The 24,062-nt window shown below is 34.1% G+C and carries 28 protein-coding genes and 1 pseudogene; 26 read left to right on the top strand and 3 right to left on the bottom strand.

Features of this window, described 5'->3' with window-relative positions:
• Positions 1–15: 15 nt before the first annotated feature.
• The 13 genes from fabG to greA all read left to right on the top strand — a co-directional run bounded on the left by fabG (position 16) and on the right by greA (position 14,011).
• A complete protein-coding gene (gene fabG / locus N7659_RS06850) occupies positions 16–750 on the top strand; it encodes a 3-oxoacyl-[acyl-carrier-protein] reductase (protein WP_263276417.1) in 735 nt (244 codons plus the stop codon).
• 17 nt (positions 751–767) lie between these two features.
• Positions 768–2,000: a beta-ketoacyl-ACP synthase II gene (fabF, locus tag N7659_RS06845; RefSeq protein WP_263276416.1), complete on the top strand. Its 1,233-nt coding sequence runs from the start codon at positions 768–770 to the stop codon at positions 1,998–2,000.
• A 30-nt stretch (positions 2,001–2,030) separates the two neighbouring features.
• Positions 2,031–2,483, top strand: a complete 453-nt coding sequence (locus N7659_RS06840; RefSeq protein WP_411575302.1) for an acetyl-CoA carboxylase biotin carboxyl carrier protein — start codon at positions 2,031–2,033, stop codon at positions 2,481–2,483.
• Entirely contained in the window at positions 2,480–2,902 is a 423-nt protein-coding gene (gene fabZ, locus N7659_RS06835; protein ID WP_263276414.1) for a 3-hydroxyacyl-ACP dehydratase FabZ, read from the top strand. Before N7659_RS06840 ends, fabZ begins: the two co-directional genes overlap by 4 nt.
• Positions 2,903–2,932: 30 nt before the next feature.
• Entirely contained in the window at positions 2,933–4,303 is a 1,371-nt protein-coding gene (locus N7659_RS06830) for an acetyl-CoA carboxylase biotin carboxylase subunit (protein WP_263276413.1), read from the top strand.
• Positions 4,304–4,311: 8 nt separating this feature from the next.
• Complete coding sequence (gene accD, locus N7659_RS06825; RefSeq protein WP_263276412.1) at positions 4,312–5,178, top strand: acetyl-CoA carboxylase, carboxyltransferase subunit beta; 867 nt, start codon at positions 4,312–4,314, stop codon at positions 5,176–5,178.
• Complete coding sequence (locus N7659_RS06820; RefSeq protein WP_263276411.1) at positions 5,175–5,945, top strand: acetyl-CoA carboxylase carboxyl transferase subunit alpha; 771 nt, start codon at positions 5,175–5,177, stop codon at positions 5,943–5,945. Before accD ends, N7659_RS06820 begins: the two co-directional genes overlap by 4 nt.
• 98 nt (positions 5,946–6,043) lie before the next feature.
• Complete coding sequence (locus N7659_RS06815) at positions 6,044–9,127, top strand: DEAD/DEAH box helicase (RefSeq protein WP_263276410.1); 3,084 nt, start codon at positions 6,044–6,046, stop codon at positions 9,125–9,127.
• Between the two features lie 84 nt (positions 9,128–9,211).
• Positions 9,212–9,805, top strand: coding sequence for a hypothetical protein (locus tag N7659_RS06810; protein WP_263276409.1), 594 nt, complete (start codon positions 9,212–9,214; stop codon positions 9,803–9,805).
• 10 nt (positions 9,806–9,815) lie between these two features.
• Positions 9,816–11,147, top strand: a complete 1,332-nt coding sequence (gene murC / locus N7659_RS06805) for a UDP-N-acetylmuramate--L-alanine ligase (RefSeq protein ID WP_263276408.1) — start codon at positions 9,816–9,818, stop codon at positions 11,145–11,147.
• 48 nt (positions 11,148–11,195) lie between these two features.
• The gene (locus N7659_RS06800) at positions 11,196–11,690 is read left to right on the top strand and encodes a GNAT family N-acetyltransferase (RefSeq protein WP_263276407.1); all 495 of its coding nucleotides are present in this window, start codon (positions 11,196–11,198) and stop codon (positions 11,688–11,690) included.
• A gap of 94 nt (positions 11,691–11,784) precedes the next feature.
• Positions 11,785–13,449, top strand: a complete 1,665-nt coding sequence (gene mltG, locus N7659_RS06795; RefSeq protein WP_263276406.1) for an endolytic transglycosylase MltG — start codon at positions 11,785–11,787, stop codon at positions 13,447–13,449.
• Positions 13,450–13,525: 76 nt separating this feature from the next.
• Positions 13,526–14,011, top strand: coding sequence for a transcription elongation factor GreA (gene greA, locus N7659_RS06790; RefSeq protein WP_263276405.1), 486 nt, complete (start codon positions 13,526–13,528; stop codon positions 14,009–14,011).
• 59 nt (positions 14,012–14,070) lie between these two features.
• On the opposite strand, the pseudogene N7659_RS06785 reads toward greA, so the two are convergent.
• The 3 genes and pseudogenes from N7659_RS06785 to N7659_RS06775 all read right to left on the bottom strand — a co-directional run.
• Positions 14,071–14,316 (bottom strand): annotated as a pseudogene (locus N7659_RS06785) (transposase); the annotation flags it as partial.
• A gap of 115 nt (positions 14,317–14,431) precedes the next feature.
• Positions 14,432–15,367, bottom strand: coding sequence for a membrane protein insertase YidC (gene yidC, locus N7659_RS06780; RefSeq protein ID WP_263276404.1), 936 nt, complete (start codon positions 15,365–15,367; stop codon positions 14,432–14,434).
• 89 nt (positions 15,368–15,456) lie between these two features.
• The gene (locus N7659_RS06775) at positions 15,457–15,738 is read right to left on the bottom strand and encodes an acylphosphatase (RefSeq protein WP_263276403.1); all 282 of its coding nucleotides are present in this window, start codon (positions 15,736–15,738) and stop codon (positions 15,457–15,459) included.
• A gap of 31 nt (positions 15,739–15,769) precedes the next feature.
• On the opposite strand from N7659_RS06775, the gene N7659_RS06770 reads away from it, so the two are divergent.
• The 13 genes from N7659_RS06770 (at position 15,770) to yidD (ending at position 23,997) form a co-directional block, all read left to right on the top strand.
• Positions 15,770–16,507, top strand: a complete 738-nt coding sequence (locus N7659_RS06770) for a TrmH family RNA methyltransferase (protein ID WP_263276402.1) — start codon at positions 15,770–15,772, stop codon at positions 16,505–16,507.
• Positions 16,508–16,578: 71 nt separating this feature from the next.
• A complete protein-coding gene (locus N7659_RS06765) occupies positions 16,579–17,052 on the top strand; it encodes an HD domain-containing protein (protein WP_263276426.1) in 474 nt (157 codons plus the stop codon).
• Between the two features lie 15 nt (positions 17,053–17,067).
• On the top strand, positions 17,068–17,754 hold the full coding sequence (locus N7659_RS06760) for a Bax inhibitor-1/YccA family protein (protein WP_263276401.1): 687 nt from the start codon (positions 17,068–17,070) through the stop codon (positions 17,752–17,754).
• A gap of 230 nt (positions 17,755–17,984) precedes the next feature.
• Positions 17,985–18,230, top strand: a complete 246-nt coding sequence (locus N7659_RS06755; RefSeq protein ID WP_199567673.1) for a YneF family protein — start codon at positions 17,985–17,987, stop codon at positions 18,228–18,230.
• Positions 18,231–18,285: 55 nt separating this feature from the next.
• A complete protein-coding gene (gene racE, locus N7659_RS06750) occupies positions 18,286–19,080 on the top strand; it encodes a glutamate racemase (RefSeq protein WP_263276400.1) in 795 nt (264 codons plus the stop codon).
• A complete protein-coding gene (locus N7659_RS06745; protein ID WP_263276399.1) occupies positions 19,077–20,057 on the top strand; it encodes a nucleoside-triphosphate diphosphatase in 981 nt (326 codons plus the stop codon). Before racE ends, N7659_RS06745 begins: the two co-directional genes overlap by 4 nt.
• Positions 20,039–20,560, top strand: a complete 522-nt coding sequence (locus tag N7659_RS06740) for a metallophosphoesterase (protein WP_263276398.1) — start codon at positions 20,039–20,041, stop codon at positions 20,558–20,560. The genes N7659_RS06745 and N7659_RS06740 overlap by 19 nt, the downstream gene beginning before the upstream one ends.
• The gene (gene cbpB / locus N7659_RS06735) at positions 20,557–21,018 is read left to right on the top strand and encodes a cyclic-di-AMP-binding protein CbpB (protein ID WP_263276397.1); all 462 of its coding nucleotides are present in this window, start codon (positions 20,557–20,559) and stop codon (positions 21,016–21,018) included. The genes N7659_RS06740 and cbpB overlap by 4 nt, the downstream gene beginning before the upstream one ends.
• Positions 21,015–21,755, top strand: a complete 741-nt coding sequence (gene xerD, locus N7659_RS06730; protein WP_263276396.1) for a site-specific tyrosine recombinase XerD — start codon at positions 21,015–21,017, stop codon at positions 21,753–21,755. Before cbpB ends, xerD begins: the two co-directional genes overlap by 4 nt.
• Positions 21,755–22,462 (top strand): segregation/condensation protein A, encoded by a 708-nt coding sequence (locus N7659_RS06725; protein ID WP_263276395.1) that lies wholly within the window; start codon positions 21,755–21,757, stop codon positions 22,460–22,462. The genes xerD and N7659_RS06725 overlap by 1 nt, the downstream gene beginning before the upstream one ends.
• Complete coding sequence (scpB, locus tag N7659_RS06720; protein WP_263276394.1) at positions 22,459–23,046, top strand: SMC-Scp complex subunit ScpB; 588 nt, start codon at positions 22,459–22,461, stop codon at positions 23,044–23,046. The genes N7659_RS06725 and scpB overlap by 4 nt, the downstream gene beginning before the upstream one ends.
• The gene (locus N7659_RS06715) at positions 23,036–23,761 is read left to right on the top strand and encodes a pseudouridine synthase (protein ID WP_263276393.1); all 726 of its coding nucleotides are present in this window, start codon (positions 23,036–23,038) and stop codon (positions 23,759–23,761) included. The genes scpB and N7659_RS06715 overlap by 11 nt, the downstream gene beginning before the upstream one ends.
• The gene (yidD, locus tag N7659_RS06710; protein WP_263276392.1) at positions 23,758–23,997 is read left to right on the top strand and encodes a membrane protein insertion efficiency factor YidD; all 240 of its coding nucleotides are present in this window, start codon (positions 23,758–23,760) and stop codon (positions 23,995–23,997) included. The genes N7659_RS06715 and yidD overlap by 4 nt, the downstream gene beginning before the upstream one ends.
• Positions 23,998–24,062 lie beyond the last annotated feature (65 nt).

Genomic DNA, 24,062 nt, shown 5'->3' with positions numbered 1-24,062 from the left:
AAGAAAGGATAAACGATGGAATTAACAAATAAAACAATTTTTATTACAGGTTCAAGTAGAGGTATAGGATTGGCGATAGCTCATCAATTTGCTAGTCTAGGTGCTAATGTCATTTTAAATGGTCGTAAAGAAATCTCTCAAGAAATTTTACAACAATTTGAAAAATACCCAGGAAAAGCTATTGCCATCTCAGGAGATGTGTCAAGATATGAAGACTGTCAACGTATGGTAGCTGAAGCGACTGAACAATTAGGACCGGTTAATGTCTTGGTTAACAATGCTGGTATTACTAATGATAAGCTCATGCTAAAAATGACTCAGGATGATTTTGAGAAAGTCCTTTCTATTAATCTAACAGGTAGTTTCAACATGACACAATCAGTCTTAAAACCGATGACAAAATTAAGAGAAGGTGCTATCATCAACATATCTAGTGTTGTTGGCTTGACTGGAAATATTGGACAAGCCAATTATGCTGCTTCAAAAGCAGGTGTGATTGGTTTAACGAAATCAGTAGCCCGTGAAGTAGCTACTCGTGGTATAACAGTTAATGCGGTAGCCCCTGGCTTTATTGAATCAGATATGACAGATGCTATTCCTGAAAAAATGAAAGAGACAATTCTCACCCAAATTCCAATGAAGAGAATTGGTAAAACAAAAGAAGTTGCTGAAGTTGTTAGCTTTTTAGCGCAACAAGATTATTTAACCGGACAAGTCATTGCTATTGATGGCGGAATGACCATGTATTAAAAGATAGGGGCTTTAAAATGAAAGAAAATCGCGTTGTAATCACAGGTATGGGAGTGACATCTCCAATTGGTAATACGCCAGAAGAATTTTGGGATAGCTTGGTTGAAGGAAAAATTGGAATTGGTCCAATTACAAGATTTGACACACAAGATTTTACAGTTTATAATGCAGGTGAAATCAAAAACTTTCCATTTGATAAATACTTTGTAAAAAAAGATAAAAACCGTATGGATATGTATTCCATGTATGCTATTTATGCGACTTTAGAGGCTATTAATAATGCTAATCTTTCTTTAGATGATGTTGACAAAGATAGATTAGGTGTCATTGTGTCAAGTGGTATTGGTGGTCTTCAAGAGATGGAAGATCAGATTATTAGACTCCACGAACGTGGTCCAAAACGTGTTCAACCGATGTTTATTCCAAAAACACTCTCTAATATGGGTGCAGGAAATATCGCTTTGAGAATCGGTGCAAGAGGAGTTTGTAAATCCATTACAACGGCATGTGCGTCTGCTAATGATGCTATTGGTGAAGCCTTTAGAGAAATTAAATATGGACATCAAGATATTGTTGTTGCAGGCGGTTCTGAGTGCTCAATCACTAAAATTGGTATTGCAGGATTTGCAAGTTTAACAGCACTTTCAACGACAGAAGATCCAACCCGTTCTAGTATTCCGTTTGATAAAGACAGAAATGGTTTTGTCATGGGTGAGGGTTCTGGGATCTTGATTTTAGAAAGTCTCGAACATGCTCAAAAAAGAGGAGCAACTATTTTAGCCGAAATGGTTGGTTATGGTAATACTTGTGATGCTTACCATATGACGAGTCCAACACCAGACGGTTCTGGTGCAGCTAAGGCAATGACTCTTGCCATCAAAGAAGCAGGAATCACACCTGAACAGGTTGGTTATGTTAATGCGCATGGAACATCAACACCAGCAAATGAAAAAGGTGAAAGCCAAGCGATTGTTTCTGTTCTTGGAAAAGATGTGCCTGTATCAAGTACAAAATCATTTACAGGTCATCTCTTAGGAGCTGCGGGTGGTGTTGAAGCGATTGCTACTATTCAAACCATTCGTCATGGCTTTATCCATAAAACAGCTGGCACAAAAGAATTATCAGAAGATATTGAAGCAAATGTTATTTACGGAGAAGGAAAGGATGCTGATGTTCATTATGCTTTATCAAACACCTTTGGGTTTGGTGGACATAATGCTGTTCTTGCTTTTAAACGTTGGGAGGATTAAACAGTGAACATTTCAGAAATCAAAGAGTTAATGACTCAATTTGATCAATCCAGTTTACGAGAATTTTCTTATAAAACTAATGACAAAGAATTGGTTTTTAGTAAAAATGACAGAAAAGTGGAAGAAAAACCGTCTCATGAATCAGAAAATATGGTAACAACACCTGTTGTTGATCATGGAGATGTCACTTCAGAACTTTCTAAAGTTGAAGAAATCAAACAAGAAAAAGAAGTAGAACTAAAGGATATGGGAGATGTCATTGAAAGCCCTTTGGTTGGTGTAGCCTACCTTTCTCCAAGTCCTACGCAGGAGCCATTTGTTGCAATTGGTGATTCTGTCAAAAAAGGACAAACTCTTCTTATTATTGAAGCAATGAAAGTGATGAATGAAATTTTAGCACCTAGAGATGGTATTATTACTGATATTTTAGTATCAAATGAAGAAGTTGTAGAATTTGGTAAAGGACTGGTGAGCATCAAATGATTGATATTTTAAAAATAAAAGAAGCGCTACCTCACCGTTATCCAATGCTTCTTGTTGATCGTGTGATTTCTCATTCAAAAGATAGCATTGTCGCAATAAAAAATGTGACGATTAACGAGCCTTTTTTCAATGGTCACTTCCCTGACTATCCAGTGATGCCAGGTGTTTTAATTATGGAAGCTCTTGCTCAAACGGCAGGTGTTTTGGAATTATCAAAAGAAGAAAACAAAGGCAAGTTAGTCTTTTATGCTGGTATGGATAAGGTAAAATTTAAGAAACAAGTTGTTCCAGGTGATCAACTTGTTATGACTGTTAATTTTGTCAAAAGAAGAGGGTCAATTGCTGTTGTTGAAGCCAAAGCAGAAGTTGATGGTCAATTGGCAGCAAGTGGTATTTTAACGTTTGCAATGGGAAAATAGATAATAAAAGATGTAGGAGAAGGCAACGAGATGTTTCATAAAATATTAATTGCTAATAGAGGTGAGATTGCTGTACGGATTATTCGTGCCGCTAGAGAGCTTGGCATAACTACTGTTGCAGTCTATTCAGAAGCTGATAAAACAGCACTCCATACCCTACTAGCAGATGAATCTATTTGTATAGGGCCTGCAAAGTCTACCGAATCTTATCTGAATATGAATTCAGTTTTATCTGCAGCAATTGTTACTGGTGCACAAGCTATTCATCCTGGCTTTGGTTTTTTAAGTGAAAATCCTAAATTTGTCACCATGTGTGAAGAGATGAATATTAAATTTATTGGTCCTTCTGCTTTAGTCATGAATAAAATGGGTGATAAAATCAATGCTAGAAAAGAAATGATAAAAGCAGGCGTTCCTGTCATTCCAGGTTCTAAGGGTGAAATTATTTCAGCAGAGGATGCTTTAAAAGAAGCAGATCGTATTGGTTATCCAGTCATGTTAAAAGCATCAGCTGGTGGTGGCGGCAAAGGGATTCGGAAAGTAAGTACAAAAGAAGAGTTAGTACCTGCTTTTGAATCTGCTTCCCAAGAAGCCATAGCTGCTTTTGGTAATGGTGCCATGTACATGGAAAAAGTTGTTTATCCTGCTCATCATATTGAAGTGCAAATTTTAGCAGATCGTTTTGGTAATACGATTCACTTAGGTGAAAGAGAATGTTCTTTACAACGTCATAATCAGAAAGTTTTAGAAGAAAGTCCTTCTATTGCTATCGGAGAAGCTCTTAGACAAAAAATGGGGGATGCAGCTGTTCGAGCTGCTAAATCTGTTGGTTATGAGGGCGCTGGAACGATTGAATTTTTACTAGATTCGCAATCAGGAAACTTTTATTTCATGGAAATGAATACAAGAATCCAGGTGGAACATCCTGTGACAGAATTTGTGACAGGTGTTGATATTGTGAAAGAACAAATAAAAGTAGCAGCAGGACAAGCTTTATCTCACCAACAAGAAGATATTGTGATTAAAGGTCATGCGATTGAATGTCGTATCAATGCAGAAAATCCGGAATTTAATTTTGCACCAAGTCCAGGAAAGATAAATGATATTCATTTACCATCTGGTGGTGTTGGTCTTCGTGTTGATAGTGCTGTTTATAGTGGTTATACTATTCCACCCTATTACGATAGCATGATTGCTAAAATTATTGTGCATGGTGAAAATCGCTTTGATGCTCTTATGAAAATGCAAAGAGCCTTATATGAATTTGAAATTGACGGTATTAAAACCAATAGTGATTTTCAATTTGATTTAATTTCTGACCCCAATGTGATTGCTGGTGATTATGACACCTCATTTTTGATGGAGACATTTTTACCAAACTATAAAAAAGATAAGGAATAGAAATTTTTGTGGCATTATTTGAGAGAAAAGATAAATATATTAGAATAAATCCTAATCGTTCATCAAGAAAAACAAGTAAACGTGAGATGCCAGAAGTACCAGACGATCTTTTTGCCAAATGTCCTTCCTGTAAACATATGATTTATCAAAAGGATTTAGGGCTTGCAAAGATTTGTCCTCGCTGTTCTTATAATTTTCGTATTTCTGCTAAAGAACGTCTTCATTTAATGACTGATGAGGCTAGTTTTGAGGAGATGTTTACGGGCCTTGAAACCAAGGACCCACTTAAGTTTCCACGCTATAAAGAAAAATTAGATCAAGTAAGAACTGCGACTGGTTTAGATGAAGCTGTTTTAACAGGTACAGCAAGGATCAAATCACAAAAGGTGGCTCTTGCTATCATGGACTCACATTTTATTATGGCTAGCATGGGAACAATTGTAGGAGAAAAAATCACAAGACTTTTTGAATACGCTACAAAAGAAAAGCTACCAGTGGTTGTTTTTACAGCCTCAGGCGGTGCAAGAATGCAAGAAGGTATCATGAGTCTTATGCAAATGGCCAAGGTTTCTGGAGCGGTAAAACGTCACTCAAATGCTGGTTTATTTTATCTCACTGTTTTAACTGACCCGACAACCGGTGGTGTAACAGCTAGTTTTGCCATGCAAGGAGATATTATCATTGCTGAACCCCAAGCCTTAGTTGGATTTGCAGGTAGACGAGTGATTGAGTCAACGGTAAGAGAAACTCTTCCAGATGATTTTCAAAAAGCTGAATTTTTATTAGAACATGGTTTTATTGACTCTATTGTTAAACGGACAGAACTTCGTGAGGTGATTGCAAAATTGATCATGTTTCATGGAGGAATAGCATGAGCGATATTAAAAGAATTTTAAAAGAAGCAAGAGATCAAGCAAGGATGACAACTCTAGATTATATCAATGTCATTTTTGAAGATTTTATTGAGTTACACGGGGATCGTCATTTCGCTGATGACAAATCCATTATCGGTGGTATTGCAAGATTAAATGATTCTCCTGTTACTGTAATCGGTATCCAAAAAGGAAAAAATCTACAAGATAATTTAAATCGTAATTTTGGTCAGCCTCATCCAGAAGGCTATCGTAAGGCTTTAAGATTGATGAAACAAGCTGAAAAATTTAAACGACCGATCATCACCTTTATTAATACTGCTGGTGCTTATCCGGGTGTTGGTGCTGAAGAACGAGGACAAGGAGAGGCAATTGCTCGCAATCTTTATGAAATGAGTGATTTAAAAGTTCCTATCATTGCTATTATCATTGGTGAAGGTGGTTCAGGAGGGGCACTTGCTCTTGCAGTAGCTGACCAAGTTTGGATGCTAGAAAATACTTTCTACGCAGTTCTTAGTCCAGAAGGTTTTGCCTCTATTCTTTGGAAGGATGGCACACGCTCGATTGAAGCTGCTGAATTGATGAAAATCAGTGCAGGAGAGCTATTAAAAATGAGTGTTATTGATAAAATTATTCCTGAACATGGTTATTTTTCAAGCGAAATTATTGCCATGATTAAGAAAGCTTTGTCAGAAAGTCTAGATGATTTACGTCAAAAAGATAGTCTAGAACTCATCGAAAACCGTTATCAACGTTTTAGAAAATACTAAAATCCCATTCCAGTGGGATTTTTATTTTTCTTTTTATTGGCGAAAAAAAGATAGAGATATGGTAAAATAAAGGGATAAGGTTAAAAAGGTGGGTAATTATGGGACGATTGATACCAAGTCGGATAAGAAGTGAAGGTGTTTCATTATATGAAAAAGATGCCATTACTATTTTAGAAAGCACAGAAAAAACAATAACCGCAAAGATAGCTGAGGCTACTATTGTTTTTTCTTATGAAGAAACCATGATACATTGTTCTTGTCAATTGTTTGCTCAAAAAAACTATTGTCAGCATCTTGCTGCTATTGAGTATTTTTTGAAAACTGATCCAAAAGGGAAAGCTCTATCAGAACTCATTTATATAGAAGAACCAAAACAACAGATTTCGACTTCATTTGGTAGCTTATTTTTAGATAATTTAACACTTGACGAAGATAATGAGTTGAAATATCGTCTTTTTGCAGAAGGGATGAAGAGCCCGTATTCATCAGATTTTTGGTGGACACTCAAAATTAATCGTCTTCCTGGTGAGAAAAGTTACGTTATCCGAGACATTAAAGCCTTTCTAACAACAATTAGAAAAGAAAGTTTTTTTCAAATTGGCAAAAACTATTATGAACCTTTATCTTTATCCCAGTTTGATGACAAAAGTCAAGAGTTAATCCGTTTTTTATGGCGTCTTATCCCATATAAAGATCGGATAGACTTATCTTATCTTTTACCCAATCAAGGGAGACATTTGAATTTCCCTAGTGGTTTTTTTGAAGAAGGCGTATCTTTATTGACTGAGCTAGATTCGTTTATTTTTGAGATGGGACACCAAAAATATCAGACCCTTGTTTTTAGAGACTTATCTTCACAAGACCAATTATTTCAATTTAAAGTGATTGTTCATCGTCAATCCATCGAATTAATGATTACCGAAAAAAATAGCCAGGCATTTTTTGATAATCACTATATTTTTTACCAAGGTGTTTTTTATCATCTTGATATGAAACAAAGAAAACTTTTTTTAGCCATAAAGAATTTGCCAATCGAAAATGATTTAAGTAAACATGTTCACTTTGACATTTCTGAACAGGCAAAATTAGCGGCTAGCCTTCTAGACTTTCAAGAAATAGGATTGGTAGATGCGCCAAAAAGTTTTGCTATTAAAGATTTTAAGATTGATTTTTATTTTGATCTTTCTGCACAAGAAGAGATTTTGTTAGGCATGACTTTTGATTATGGTCATCTTAAAATCAGTAGTCAAGAAGAGTTAAACAACCTTCCTTTTACAAGTCACTTTAAAAAGGAAGAAAAAGTGATTAAATTATTAAGATCAGAAAATTTTTCAGTTGGTTTTTCTTCTAAAAGACCTCCTTTGGCAAAAAATGAACTCTATCACTTTTTTGAAGAGACTTTAAAGCATTTCAAAGAAATTGGAACAGTTCATTTGTCAGAAAATTTATCACAATTGAAGCAAGTTGAAAATCCAGTTTTAACGATTAATACAGCAGGAAACTTACTAGATATTGCTTTTGATTTTTCAACAATTTCCAAAAGAGATATTAAGCAAGCTTTAGAGGCTTTGATAAACAAAGATGATTACATTATTAGTCAATCTGGGAAACTGATTTTATTTGATGAAGAAACACAAAAAGTTAGTCAAGTTTTAAAACAATTACGTGCAAAAGAAAGTGTTAACGGACATTTTCAGTTAAGTAAAATGGCAGCTTTTCATCTATCTGATCTCTTTGAAAATAACCAGAGAGTTAATTTTTCTAAGGAATTTGAGGCTCTCACTAGGCATCTGAGATTTCCTGAGCAATTTGAAATGACAATGCCAGAGATTAAAGCCAGTCTACGCTCTTATCAAGAAACAGGTATCAAATGGATGAGTATGTTAGATTCTTATGGATTTGGTGGTATATTAGCTGATGATATGGGACTTGGAAAAACAATTCAAACAATTGCTTTCTTAAAAAATAGACTCAAAAATCATTCAAAAGTTCTGATATTGTCGCCTTCAGGTTTAATATATAATTGGAAGGATGAGTTTGAAAAATTTACTCCAGAAATGGATGTTGGTGTTGCCTATGGATTGAAACAATATAGAAATCAAATCATTCAAGAAAATCACCAAATTTTAATCACTAGCTACCACTCTTTTAGACAGGATTTTGAAGAATATCAAAAAAATCATTATGACTATCTTATTTTAGATGAGGCACAAATGATTAAAAATACGCAGACTAAAATTGCTCAAAAATTAAGACATTTTAATGTTAATAATTGTTTCGCTTTATCTGGTACACCAATTGAGAATAAACTATTAGAAATTTGGTCGATTTTCCAGATTGTCCTTCCCGGATTATTACCAAATAAAAAACAATTTTTAAAACTAACACCTGATGAGGTTTCAAGGTATATTAAGCCATTTATCATGCGTCGTAAAAAGGAAGATGTTTTACCAGAGTTGCCTGATTTAATTGAGATGACTTACTCAAATGAATTGGCTGATAGTCAAAAAACGATTTATCTAGCTCAGTTAGAAAGCATGCAAAATCATCTAAAAGGTGCAAATGATCAAGACATCAATCGTCGAAAAATTGAAATTCTATCTGGGATTACTAGATTACGTCAAATATGTGATACACCTCAGCTATTTATGGATTATAATGGTGCTAGTGGAAAGATTGATAGTCTTCGAGAATTACTACTTCAAATTAAAGAAAATGGCCATAGAACCCTAATTTTTTCTCAATTTAGAGGAATGCTTGATATTGTTGAAAAAGAACTGGTGGATCTTGGCTTGACTAGTTATAAAATAACTGGCTCAACACCAGCCTTTGAAAGGCAAGAGATGACAAGGGCTTTTAATAAAGGAAGTAAAGATAGTTTTCTGATTTCCTTGAAAGCAGGAGGCGTTGGTTTGAACTTAACAGGTGCTGATACAGTTATTTTGATTGATTTATGGTGGAATCCCGCTGTAGAAATGCAAGCCATTAGCCGTGCTCATAGGATTGGTCAAAAAGAAAAGGTAGATGTTTATCGTCTTATTACTAAAGGAACGATAGAAGAGAAAATTTTAGAATTACAAGATAGTAAAAAACATTTGGTGACTACAGTGTTGGATGGCAATGAAACACGTTCTAGTATGAGCATTGAAGATATTAAAGAAATATTAGGCGTTGTCGATTAAAACAAATGCTAAGAGAGACGATTAAGTTTTGAAAAAAGAACCATTTTAGTTTATAATGGGAATGTTACGGAAAGGATTGTGCATATGGATAAGAAGAATAGAGTTTTCCCTTTGGTTGCAGATAACGAAGCGATTATAGAAGCACCAAAACTAATGAAGCTATATGATAATGAAGATTTAATTACAAATATCAATGGTCATTATGTCGATAAAAATTTTGATGATATGACAAGTGATTATCGCTTTGTTTCTGAAATTCCTGATATTGATAAAACTGCACCGGAACGTGTAGAGGTTCATAATGCAGGAAAATCTTATGCTGCCATCGCAAGAGAAGAAGCAAGACAAGATATTAAAAAGAAACGTCAAGCTTATCTATCTAAAGAATTGAGTCATTCAACACGATCAATTTTTCCAAAAAAAGTGTTACCTTCTTTCCCAAAACATACCAGTGATCTTCATAGAATTGCAACAAAATTGCAACAAGAAGATTATATACTAGCTGATATAGCTACAAGTCATTCTGAGCCTAAAGAGATGACTGTTAATAAAAAGCAAAAAAACAGCTATGATTTTTTAAAGAAAAGTCAAATTTATAATAAAAAAGAAATGACACAACACAAAGAAAAGAAAATTGCTCAGGAGCTTAATCTGACGCGATTTGAAGATATTAACTAGAGGAGAGAACATGTCTAAGACATATCATTTTATTGGTATTAAAGGATCAGGGATGAGTGCATTAGCGCTAATGCTTCACCAAATGGGGAAAAAAGTTCAAGGAAGTGATGTTGAAAAATATTATTTTACCCAACGCGATTTGGAACAAGCAGAGATTAAAATCTTCCCTTTTGATGAAAAAAATATTACAGGTGATGTCGATATTATTGCCGGCAATGCGTTTCATGAACACAATAATGTTGAAATAGCAAAAGCTATTAAAGAAGGCTATTCTTTTAAACGCTATCATGAATTTCTTGGAGAATTTATGAGTCAGTTCACCAGTTTAGGTGTGGCAGGAGCACATGGAAAAACGTCAACAACAGGATTGTTATCTCATGTGCTTAAAAATATTACCGACACCAGTTATTTAATTGGTGATGGCACTGGTAGAGGGATACAAGACAGTCAGTATTTTGTATTTGAGTCTGATGAATATGAACGTCACTTCATGCCTTATCATCCTGAGTATTCTATTGTCACCAATATTGATTTTGATCATCCAGATTATTTTACGAGTATTGATGATGTCTTTAATGCATTTAATGATTATGCTAAGCAAATCAAAAAAGGACTCTTTCTTTATGGTGAAGATAAATACCTTAGGAAAATCACATCAAATGCTCCCATTTACTATTATGGATTTGAAGAAAATGATGATTTTATCGCCTATGATTTAACACGTGAAACAAATGGTTCTCATTTTAAAGTGCGATATCACGAAAAAGAATTAGGACGTTTTTATCTGCCAGCATTTGGCTTACACAATATTTTAAATGCTACAGCAGTCATTGCAAATTTATATATTGCTGGATTTGAGATAGATCAAGTCAATCAACACCTTCAAACCTTTACAGGTGTTAAAAGACGATTTACAGAAAAAATTATTAACCAAGTTGTGGTTATTGATGATTTCGCCCATCATCCAACGGAAATTCGTGCCACAATTGATGCTGCTAGACAAAAATACCCTACTAAAGAGATTGTAGCTATTTTTCAACCGCATACTTTTACAAGAACCATTGCCTTATTAGATGAGTTTGCTGAGTCACTAAATGAAGCAGATAGTGTTTATCTAGCTCAAATATATGGTTCAGCAAGAGAAACTGATAATGGTAAAGTGAAAGTTGAAGATTTAGCTGATAAAATTGAAAAAGGTGCAAAAGTGATTACAGTAGAAAATGTTTCACCACTCTTAGACCATGACAATGCTGTTTTTGTGTTCATGGGAGCAGGTGATATTCAACTGTATGAATATTCATTTGAACAGTTATTATCTTCTTTAACTCATACAAATCAGTAACAAAGCGAAGTTTTTACGAAAGTAAAAACTTTTTTGAAAGGATTTAAAATGATTATTAGAAAAGTTGAAATAGCAGACTTAGATGCTATTTTTCAAATTGAAGTTGATAATTTTGGTGAAGCCATTGCCACTTCTAAAGAAGCCATAAGAGAGAGAATTCAATTAATAGCAGATAGTTTTTTAATCGCTGAAATAGATGGAAATTTTGCTGGTTATATCGAAGGTCCAGTGATTGATAAGATGGATTTGTCAGATGATTTATTTAAAAGTGTTGCTTCTAATCCATCAACAGGAGGTATTCAAGCCATCACTAGCCTTTCTATTGCAAAGAACTATCAAAAACAAGGAATCGGAACCCTACTATTAGCTTCATTTAAAGAAATAGTAGTTAAACATCAGCGAGATGGTATTTTACTCACTTGTAAGGAAGAATTGATTTCTTACTACGAAATGAATGATTTTAACATTGAAGGTCTCTCGCAATCACAATTAGGTGGCGAAAAATGGTATAAAATGTTTTGGAAGAACCCTCAAAAAACTTAATTTTATTAAGAATTTATAACATTTTCATAAGATGATTGCTTTTCTTTGCTTTTTAAGTTATAATGGCGTTTGATAAATGTGAGGAGGCTTTACTTTGACAGATATCTATAATGATGATGAGAGCCAAAAGATGCCAAATCCTGAAACTTTTAAAGAGAAAATATTAAGAGAGTTAGAAGAAGCTAAAGAAAAACAAGCCAATGATGGACTAGATTTTCAAAGTGCATCGGATAACTTAGACGTTGACAATTTCTCTTTGAAGCAGGATTTTAACTCATCTCAATCTCAAGACTACAAAATAGAGCAAGATGATGAAAGTCATGATGATACTAGTCGGATTGATAATCAACCTGATATGGCTAGAGTTGTTCTAGAACGTAGTAAACAGACAACTTCTGAAAGTGATACATCTGATAATCTAACTGATTTGAGTGATGAAACGGTTGTGCTGGATGACAAAGATTATTCAGATACTATCGTTTTGTCTACTGAGGATATAAAAAATCAATTACTAGATGACAAAACAGCTTCTTTGGAAGCTGAAACTTCTAAAGACTTTGATTCTCAGAACTTATCAATCAGTGATCAAACTACAAAAGAGGATGAAGCATTGAGTCGAAGAAATAGGAAAAAAACAAATAAAATTGCCAATCGCATTTCCTTGATGTTAGGAACCTTGATTTTGGTTTTATTGTTAGCAACCGCTTTTTTTGGTTATCGCTATGTAACGAGTGCTATTGAACCATTAGATCGAAATTCTACAGAATTTATTCAAGTAGAAATTCCTGAAGGTTCTGGGAATAAATTGATTGGACAAATCTTAGAGCAATCTGGGGTTATTAAAAACGGTACGATTTTCAATTACTATACGAAATTCCGAAATTATGGAAATTTCCAAAGTGGCTACTATAATCTCCAAAAAAACATGTCTTTAGATGATATTGCTAAAGCCCTACAAGTTGGAGGGACAGCTGAGCCTGTTAATCCTGTTTTAGGCAGAATTTTAGTGCTTGAAGGTTACACTATTAAGCAGATTTCTGAAGCTATTACAGTTAATTCAGACTCTGAAAATAAAAAACAAAAATCACCATTTAGTTCTGATGATTTTATAAAAGTTGTTACAGATGAAGCTTTCATCGCTAGAATGAAAGAAAAATATCCTAGATTACTAGATAGTTTACCAGAAGCTAATGCTGTCAAGTATCGTTTAGAAGGTTATCTTTTCCCTGCAACTTACAATTATAGTGAAGATACGACTGTAGAAAACGTTGTTGAAGAGATGATTGCAACAATGGATAGTAATTTAAGTCCTTATTATGATACTATTGCTGCACAAGGCTTAACTGTGAATCAATTATTAAGTTTAGCATCTCTTGTTGAAAAAGAAGGTTCAACGGATGATGACCGTAAGAATATTGCAGGTGTCTTCTATAATCGTTGGAATATTGGCATGCCACTTCAAAGTAATATTGCTATTCTTTATGCAATGGATAAATTAGGAGAAAAAACCACTCTTTCTGAAGATGCCAATATCAATACAGAGATTGACTCACCTTATAATATTTACCGGGAAACAGGTTTAACACCTGGACCAGTTGATAGTCCAAGTTTATCTGCTATTAAGGCAACAATAATGCCAGCTCAAACTGATTATTTATATTTTGTTGCAGATGTAACGACTGGTCAAGTTTATTATGCAACAACATTTGAAGAACATTCTGCTAATGTTGAAAAATATGTTAATAGTCAATTACAATAGAATATAAAAGCATGGTGTGAATTCACATCATGTTTATCTTTAAAAATAAAAAATATGAAATGAAAAAAGGAAAAATATGACAGAAAAAACTTACCCAATGACACTGACGGAAAAAGCTCAGCTTGAAAAAGAATTAGAAGAGTTAAAATTAGTCCGTCGTCCAGAAATTGTTGAACGTATTAAAATTGCAAGATCTTATGGTGATCTTTCAGAAAATAGTGAATATGATGCAGCAAAAGATGAACAGGCTTTTGTTGAAGGTCAAATCTCAACACTTGAAACAAAATTACGCTTTTCAGAAATTATTGATAGTGATGCTATAGCAAAAAATGAAGTAGCCATCGGAAGAACTGTTGTCATTAGAGAAGTTGGGACTAATGAAGAAGATAAATATGTCATTGTAGGTTCTGCTGGTGCCGATTTGTTTGCAGGTAAAATTTCAAATGAAAGTCCCATTGCCCAAGCCCTAATTGGGAAAAAAGTTGGTGACATTGCAACTATCGTTTCACCTGCTGGGAAATATAATGTTGAAATTATTAGTGTTGAAAAATCAAAAGAATAACAAAATAAAAAAACTCTTAACTGCTGATGTATTGACCCCCAAAAGTTGGAGATTATATTTTAATAAAGGATTGCGTTTTTGTATTGTACAGGACTCAGTCCTTTTAATTTTGTTTTGATTCGTTTGTGATTGTAATAGTCAATATAGTTTGAAATAGCTTCTGATAACTCTTCCAGTGAGTGAAACTCTTTCTCATAACCATAAAACATCTCTGACTTAAGAATTCCAAAGAAAGATTCCATCATCCCATTATCTGGACTATTCCCTTTGCGTGACATAGAAACTCTCATGCCTTTCTTTCTTAGTGTATAGATTTCTAGTTTATTGCCATCACTTAATTTCATAAGAAAAACACCCCATTCGTTAGATTTTTTGTCTAACTTTTGGGGTGCAGTTCATGACGCAGTTAAGAGTTTTTAGTTATTGACGTTTTTGTTTTCCTAGATTTCGATTTGTTTTTTTAGGTTTTGAAATTGGAGAAGTGATAGCTTCTTCTTTTTTAGGAGTGATATCTTTACGTGTTTGAAGAGTTGTCTTTGGTGCTTTAGGAGGGTTATTTCTAAACTCTTCTGCAACTTTTTCACGTAATTTAGGTTTTAAAACAGTCATTACAATCAACTGTTGAATAATACTAAAGATTCCTCCAACAAGCCAATAAAGAGCAACACCTGATGGTTGAGAGATGGTGAAGAAAATCATCATGATAGGTGTTGAGTACATCATTGTTTTCATTTGTTTTTGTTGTTCTTCAGGTACTGCACGCATTGACAACCAAGATTGGAAGAAATAAAGACCAGCGATGATAGCAGTTAGAATCATATTTGATTCTGATAATTTAAACCAGAGGAAATGAGATTCTGAAACACCCTCAGTAAATCTTGCTGCATAAAAGAGAGCAGAGAAGAATGGCATTTGGATAATGATAGGTAGACACCCAATGCCTCCAAGCATACTTACACCATTTTCTTTTTGGGCAGCCATAAATTCAGCTTGCGCAGCCATTTTTTCTTCTTGGCTAGTAGCATTTTGCATGCGCTCTTGGATTGGACCTAAAATAGGTTGAATGTAGGCACGTTTCTCAGATTGATAAGTAGCATTCCAACTTTGATAAAGTCCCAAAGGTAGGATAATGACTAGTCGAACGATAATGGTTGCAATAATAATTGCTAAACCAAAACCTAAGCCCATATCGTTGGCAAAATACTTGATGACTTCACCCATCGGTTCAACGAGAAAGCGATATACCCATCCTTCACCAGTAGGCACGCCATTTTTTTGTTGCACACAGCCAGATAGAAAGAGAAGGATTGATAATGCCAATCCTGAGAATAAGAAACGTTTAATATTTTTGTTCACGGTTATTGTCCTTTAATTTAGTTATACCTTCCCATTTTACTGTTTTTTTAAGAATTATTCAATAGTTCTTAGGGATGATTTTGAAATTATTATGATCTAAGGATTTGAAAATCTTGAAATTCCTCAGAATTGTCTGAGGTGACATCTACATAAGTGACTTTTGCAAATCGAAAAGGTGTTTTTCTAACAGCGATAATAAAGTCATCTAGTTTTCTGTGATTAGTTGATTGGGCTAGTATTTCAACCGTACCATCCTTATTATTCCAAACCCTACCATTAATGTCTCCTATTTGTGAAGCTAGGCGAGCTATGGAATAACGAAAGCCAACACCTTGAACTCTTCCTGAAACTAATAGACGTACTTTTTTCATCAAAATCCCTCCTTTTTGGTATAATAGCTATATGACTATTATAACCTCAAAAACAAATAATCTCATTAAAAAAACAAAGAAATTATTACAAAAAAAGCACCGACAAAATAGCTATCTGATAGAAGGTTGGCATTTGTTAGAAGAAGCCATCAAATATAAGGCTACTATTTTAAATATTTTTGTGATTGACTCACAAAAAGAAAGAGTTCCACAAGTTGCACCAATTATAGTTGTTTCTGAAGCTGTTTTAAAAGAATTAACGTTGTCAAAAGCGCCTCAAGGGGTCATTGCGGAAATAAAAATGTCTGTTAATCCTCCATTAAAAAAACAAGGTCGCTATCTTATTTTAGAGGATGTTCAAGACCCTGGAAATGTTGGCACAATGATTAGAACAGCAGATGCAGCTAATTTTGATGGTGTCTTTGTTTCGCTAAAAACAGCTGATATCTATAACGATAAAACCTTACGTTCAATGCAAGGTAGCCATTTTCATTTGCCTATTTATCGGTTAGAGATGACTGAGATTATCAAACAATTAAAAGAACAAATGATTCCTCTTATTGCCACTTCACTAAGAAAAGAGTCTATCAATTACAAGAATTTAGCTAAATACGATGCTTTTGCTTTAGTTATGGGTAATGAAGGACAAGGAATTTCAGATTTGGTTGCTAAAGAAGCAGATTTTGTGGTTCATATCACAATGCCTGGTCAAGCAGAGAGTTTAAATGTTTCAGTTGCTGCCGGAATCATTATTTTTCAACTCATTTAAAAGATTATGTTATAATACTTGAAAGAGGTGAGAAATTGAATAATAAAGACTATCAAAAAGATAATGAATTTATGACCCATATCGGTCATTTGATTGCACACCCGAGATTTAAAAAATTGGAAAGTATTACCCAGCATCACTTTTCGACACGATTTGAACATTCGATAAATGTTAGCTATACTAGTTATCAAATTGCTAAGAAAATGGGATGGGATGCTAAGAGTACTGCTAGAGGTGCCTTACTTCATGACTTTTTTTATTATGATTGGCGCGTGACAAAATTTAATAAAAGCCATGCCTGGATTCATCCCAGGATAGCTGTTAGAAATGCTCGGAAAATCACAACACTAAATAAAAAAGAAGAAGATATTATCTTAAAACACATGTGGGGGGCTACGATTGCACCGCCTAGATATAAAGAAGGCTATATAGTGACCATGGTTGATAAATATTGGGCTGTTAAAGAAGCTTTGACACCAGTAAGACAATTATTAAAAAGACGACCATTCTTTAAACGCAAAACACTAGGTAGTCATCACAACTAAAAAAAGGAGATTATTATGAATAACAACATTTATACAGAAACACAGACAGGATTAAATCGTTTTTTTGCTAGAGTTTATGGCTTGGTTGGTATGGGTATTTTACTTTCTGCCATTGTATCTGCTGGAATGCTATATATATTTACTGATACTTTTGTCGATATTTTGATTAATCAGCCAATGATTTATTTTGGTGCCATGGCTGTTGAGCTTGGATTAGTCTTTTGGGCAGCTAGTGTCGCACGTCAAAATAGCCCATTAGCACTACCATTATTTTTAATTTACTCAGCTTTAAATGGCTTCACATTAAGCTTTATTGTTGCCCAATATGACCCAAAAGCCGTTGTAGCTGCCTTTGTTTCATCATCCATTTTGTTCTTTGTCATGGCTATTATTGGTCGCGTGACTAAAAAAGATTTATCTGGTATGGGTAAAGCTTTAATTGCAGCCTTGATAGGTTTGATTATTGTAAGTATCGTTAATTTCTTTCTACAAAGTGGTCCGCTTAGCTTAATGATTAGTATGGTATCTGTTGTTATCTTTTCTGGTCTTATCGCTTATGACAATCAACGTATTAAACGTGTCTATGAAGAAAGTAATGGACAAGTTTTAGACGGCTGGGCAGTGTCACTTGCTCTAAGTCTTTACCTTGATTTTATCAATTTATTTATTAGTTTATTAAGAATTTTTGGTAGAAGACGTTAAGATAACAACTTTTAAGCAATTACTCGAACATTTGATGATATGATTTGATTTATGTCATCAAGTGTTTTTATTTTACTCATTTTTAATCCACAAAAAGAAAGTTTAACATTATATTGGACGGCACTGATTTTTTGTCTTTAAAGAATTGTATCAAACAAGAAGAAGATTTGTAAAAACTAGTCTATTTTGCTATAATGAGAAGGTAAAAAAATGAGGAGAAAAGAGAATATATGTCTACAACGATTTGGATAATAATAGTTATGGTTGCCTTGTTGGCAGGGCTTGTTGGGGGTACTTTCATCGCCCGTAAACAAATGGAAAAATATTTAGAAGAGAACCCACCATTAAATGAGGATCTTATTCGAACAATGATGAGTCAAATGGGGCAAAAACCAAGTGAAGCAAAAGTGCAACAAGTTGTCCGTCAAATGAATAAGCAACAAAAAGCAGCCAAAGCAAAGGCTAAAAAGAAATAATAATCTTTTAGATAAGACTGGGCTTGCCTAGTCTTATTTTAGAAAGAAGATGGATATGGATAATAGACCAATTGGTTTTTTAGATTCTGGTGTTGGCGGTCTAACAGTTGTTAGAGAACTTTTAAGACAGCTCCCTCATGAAGAAGTTGTCTATATTGGTGATTCCAAAAGAGCTCCTTATGGACCAAGATCTGCTGAACAAATCAGAACCTTTACTTGGGAAATGGTTCAATTTTTACTCACAAAAAATGTTAAAATGATTGTTTTTGCCTGTAATACTGCAACGGCAGTTGCTTGGGAAGAAGTGAAATCAAAGTTAGACATTCCTGTTTTGGGTGTGATTTTACCTGGTTCTAGTGCAGCTATTAAAAATACGGCCTCAGGGAACATTGGTGTTATTGGTACCGAAATGACAATAGCATCAGATATCTATAGAGAAAAAATTACAGATTTAGCGCCACAAATGAATGTGCATAGTTTAGCTTGTCCTCGTTTTGTCCCTTTGGTTGAAGCTAATGAGATGAGCTCTAGTTTAGCAAAAAAAGTAGTGTATGAAACCCTTTCACCTATGGTAGGACAAGTAGATACCCTTGTTTTAGGGTGCACTCACTATCCTTTACTTCGTCCCATTATTCAAAATGTGATGGGAAAAAAAGTAAGATTAATTGACAGTGGTGCCGAATGTGTTCGTGATATTTCTGTATTGTTGAATTATTTTGATATTAATCATCAAAGAGTCAAACAAACAAGAAATCACCAGTTTTATACAACGGCAAATCGAGATAGTTTTAAAGCTATCGCTGAAAAATGGTTACAATTACCAGTTAGTGTGGAGCATGTAGAAATATGAAAGAAAAAATTTATAATCACCAAACTCAAAATGATTGGTATATTGGCCAATGGGGAGAAAACACCAAAATCACTAGTTTTGAGACAAAAGACAATTTAAGTGACATTCGTCAAATGCTGACACAGCTTTTTCGATTGGATGAAGCGATTGGTTTACAACTTCATCTTATTCATTTCTCTTCTCCTATTAGTTTATTTACGTTTGTTGCTGAAATGATGAATGATCGCTATAACACAGCTTTATCTGTTGTTAATCACAAAGGAGCTATCTTGCTTTTGGAAAAGGATAAATTATTATCAGTATATGTTCCAAAAGAAGGAATGCGCCTAGAAGCCTTTTTTGGAAATGGTGATTTTTCTCCTAAAAACCTCGGTGATAGTATTTTAATTGCTACTAGAAACAAAGGGAAAACTAAAGAATTTGAAAAACTTTTTGGCCAGCTTGGCCTAAAGGTTGAAAATTTGGATGATCATCCAGAATTACCTGAGGTAGAAGAAACTGGGACAACCTTCGAAGAGAATGCTAGATTAAAAGCAGAAACGATTTCAAAAATCACTGGGAAAATGGTCTTAGCAGATGATTCGGGATTAAAGGTAGATGTTTTAGGTGGTCTTCCTGGTGTTTGGTCAGCGAGGTTTTCAGGCGCTGATGCTACTGATAGTCGTAACAATGCTAAATTGTTACATGAATTAGCCATGGTTCTTGAGCTTAAGGATAGAACCGCACAATTTCATACAACGCTTGCTGTTGCAGCACCAGATAAAGAAACCTTAATTGTAGAAGCAGATTGGGATGGCTATATTGCCCATGTGCCAAAAGGTGAAAATGGTTTTGGTTACGATCCTTTATTTTTAGTTGGTGACACCGGTAAAACAGCAGCAGAACTTTCTGCAACAGAAAAAAACAAGATTTCCCACAGAGGTCAAGCAGTTAAGAAACTAATGGAGGTTTTCTCTAAATGGCAGAACTCACACTAATTGTTATGAGTGATTCTCATGGTGATAGAGACATTATTGAAAATATTAAAACGAAATATTTGGGAAAAGTAGATGCTATTTTCCATAATGGTGATTCTGAACTACCTTCTTCAGACCCTGTCTGGAATGGTATTAAGGTGGTTAGAGGCAATTGTGATTATGATAGTGGCTATCCAGAAAATCTAATCACCAAACTTTCAGATATCACTATTGCACAAACACACGGTCACTTATATGGTATTAATTTTGGTTTGGATAGACTAAACTGGTTTGCTCAAGAAGCAAATGCTAATATTTGCTTGTATGGTCACTTACATCGTCCTGCAGCTTGGGAAAATGACCATATTTTATTTATTAATCCAGGGAGTGTCTTACAACCTCGTGGCGAAGTTAATGAGCAGTTATATGCCAAGGTAACTATTACTAAACAAACCATTAAAGTTGATTATTTCACGCGTGACTATGAGATTTACCCATCATTATCAAAGGAATTTATGAGATGATTGCTAAAGAATTTGAAGATTATTTAATCCACTATGCTGATACCTACCTAACGCCTGCAAAAGATCTTGCCATCTTTATTGATACTCATAATACGGATCATGTGATGTTGGTGTTAGCTAGTAATGGTTTTTCTCGTGTACCAGTTATAACCAAAGATAGAAAATATGTCGGTACGATTAGTGTTTCTGATATTATAAAATACCAATCAGAACACCAATTAGATGTTGATGAGTTAGCTCGTCTTGATATTTCTAACATGGTTAATAAACGGATTAAGACGATTTCAATATCTGCCAATCTAACAGATATTATGCACGAGCTTGTTGATTCTTCTTTCTTACCAGTTGTTACTGATGATCAAACCTTTATGGGGATTATTACTAGAAAATCTATTTTAAAAGCCATCAATAGTTTATTACATAATTTTACAGCCACTTATGAGATTAAAAAGAAATGAAAACACTAATTAATCATTTTTTAGCTAGTAAAAAATTATCAGAGAATTCAAGATTATCCTACCAATATGATTTGCTACAATTTTTGACCATTGTAGAGGAGAAACTATCAAGAGATAAACTCCATTTATATCAAGACTATTTATCTACCTTAACCTTGTCTGTTCAAAAAAGAAAGCAGTCAGTGGTCAATCAGTTCTTGTATTTCTTGTATGAAGAAGAAAAGATTGATAGCTTTTTAAAACTAAAAAAAATGAAACAATTTGGTGGCGTAGATTCTTTTGTTGCAGGCTTGGAAGATTTATCTGCTTTTTATGAAGAAACACCGTTTCTTGATGGTCAATTGATAGCATTAATGATAATTTCTTTGGGACTGTTACCAAATGAATTGTTACTGATTAAATCAGAAGATATTTCACTTGACTTTAAAGTGATAACTATTAAAAAAGAACAACATCGAAGGATACTTGCTCTACCAGATGATTTAATGGTCTATCTAGAAGATAGGCTTTCAAATGAGTATCTCTTTGATAATAAGGGTAAACCCTATTCAAGGCAGTGGTTATTCAATCAATTAACTACCTTTTTATCTTCGATTGATTGTTCATCAATGAGTGCGCAAACACTTAGAAAACAGTATATTTTAAAGGAAATAAACAGAGATGTTGATCGCTATACGCTGGCAAAGCAGTTGGGATTAAAAACAACAACAACTCTAGAAAAGTATTATAAACACTAATGGATATAAAATTAAAAGATTTCGAGGGTCCGTTGGATCTCTTGCTTCATTTGGTTTCAAAATACCAGATGGACATATATGATGTTCCTATTGTTGACGTTATAGAGCAATACCTTACCTATATCAAAACACTGCAGGCGATGAAATTAGAGATTGCTGGTGACTATATGGTGATGGCGAGTCAGTTGATGGTGATAAAAAGTCGTCGCTTACTGCCTAAGGTTGTTGAAGAAACTCCGATAGATGAAGATCCGGAACAGTTATTATTACAACAGATTGAGGAGTATCGTCAGTTTAAAGAGCTTAGTCAAAAAATGGCTGAACAGCATCAAAAAAGGGCTTTGTATTTTTCAAAACCCAAGCAAGAACTGATTTATGAAGATATGACTTTAAATCATGATAAGTCGGTGCTTGATATCTATTTAGCTTTTTCCACTATTATGGCTGAAAAGCAAAAACAGATTAAAAATACACATACGACTATTGAAAGAGATGATTTTCGTATTGAAGATATGATGATTTTTATAGAAGAGAAAATGACAACTTTTCAAAAGATTACCTTAAAAGAATTGTTTGAAGAAAGTCATAATATTAATGAGATGATTACGATTTTTCTAGCAACCTTGGAATTAATTAAGGTGCAAAGTATTGTTGTCACACAAAAAGAAAATTTTGGTGATATTTTGTTAGTTAGGGGAAATGCATGACCTATTTATCTAAAATTGAAGCGTTACTATTTGTTGCTGGTGAAGAAGGACTTAGTTTAAGACAATTATCACATTTTCTAGAAATAACGCCTTCGGCCTTAAAGCAACAATTAGAAAAGTTATCTCAAAAGTATCAAGAAGATGATAATAGTAGCTTATGTTTGATAGAATCCTCAAATAGCTATAAAATAGTGACAAAGGAAAGTTTTGCTGACTTGCTACGAGAATTTGCTAAAACTCCCATCAATCAAAGCTTATCAAGGGCTAGTCTTGAAGTGTTATCGATTATTGCCTATAAACAACCTATCACTCGAATTGAAATTGATGATATCAGAGGCGTTAATTCTAGTAGTGTGATTACTAAATTACAAGCCTATGATTTAATCCGTGAAGATGGCAAAAAAGAAGTGATTGGTCGTCCAAATCTTTATATCACCACAGATTATTTCCTTGATTTCATGGGAATAAATCACATTACAGAATTACCCGATGCCTCAACCATTGACTTGAAAGAAGAAGAAGTAACTCTTTTTAAAGAGCCTTTATCACTAGAAGAAGAGTTAGGAAATAACAATGAGAATTAATAAATATATTGCACATGCTGGTATTGCTAGTAGACGAAAAGCAGAGGAATTGATAACATCAGGACAAGTCACAGTCAATGGTAAAGTTGTGACCAATCTTGCGACTACGATTAAAGTGCATGACCAAGTGGAAATCAATGGTAGTCCCATTTATAATGAAGAAAAAGTCTATTATCTCTTAAATAAACCAAGAGGTGTCATCTCAAGCGTTTCAGATGATAAAGGACGAAAAACAGTTCTTGATTTATTACCAGAAGTGAAAGAACGTATTTACCCTGTTGGACGTCTAGATTGGGATACAACAGGTCTTATCATTTTAACCAATGATGGGGATTTTACTGATAAAATGATCCATCCTAGAAACGAAATTGATAAAGTCTATGTTGCTCGCGTTAAGGGATTAGCCAACAAAGAAAATTTACGTCCTTTAACAAGAGGGGTTGTGATTGATGGTAAAAAAACCAAGCCAGCCAGATACAACATTATCAAAGTTGATCGTGATAAAAATCGTTCTGTGGTTGAATTAGTCATCCATGAAGGTCGTCATCATCAAGTTAAAAAAATGTTTGAATCAGTTGGACTACCAGTAGATAAACTCTCAAGAACACGTTTTGGCACCTTAGATTTAACTGGTCTTCGTCCGGGAGAGTCACGTCGTTTAAATAAAAAGGAAATTAGTCAGCTTCATAATGCTGCAATTAATCATATCAAATGAAAAAATTATTAATTTTACTGGTTAGAGGCTATCAAAAATGGATTTCACCTCTTTTTCCACCTTCTTGTCGGTATCAACCAACCTGTTCTCAATACATGATTACAGCCATTGATAAACATGGGATAAAAGGTGTATTGATGGGAATTGCAAGAATTTTACGTTGTCATCCCTTTGTTGAGGGAGGAAAAGACAGTGTGCCAGATTATTTCAGCTTAAAGCGAAATAAAGAAAAATAATTAACCTATGTTTTAATCTTAAGCAATAAGAATTAATAAAAAATATCTTCCTGAAAAAGGAAGAT

Source organism: Streptococcus sp. CSL10205-OR2 (assembly GCF_025660655.1).
In the GTDB taxonomy this organism is placed as follows: domain Bacteria; phylum Bacillota; class Bacilli; order Lactobacillales; family Streptococcaceae; genus Streptococcus.
This window is presented reverse-complemented; position numbering and strand designations above follow the sequence as displayed.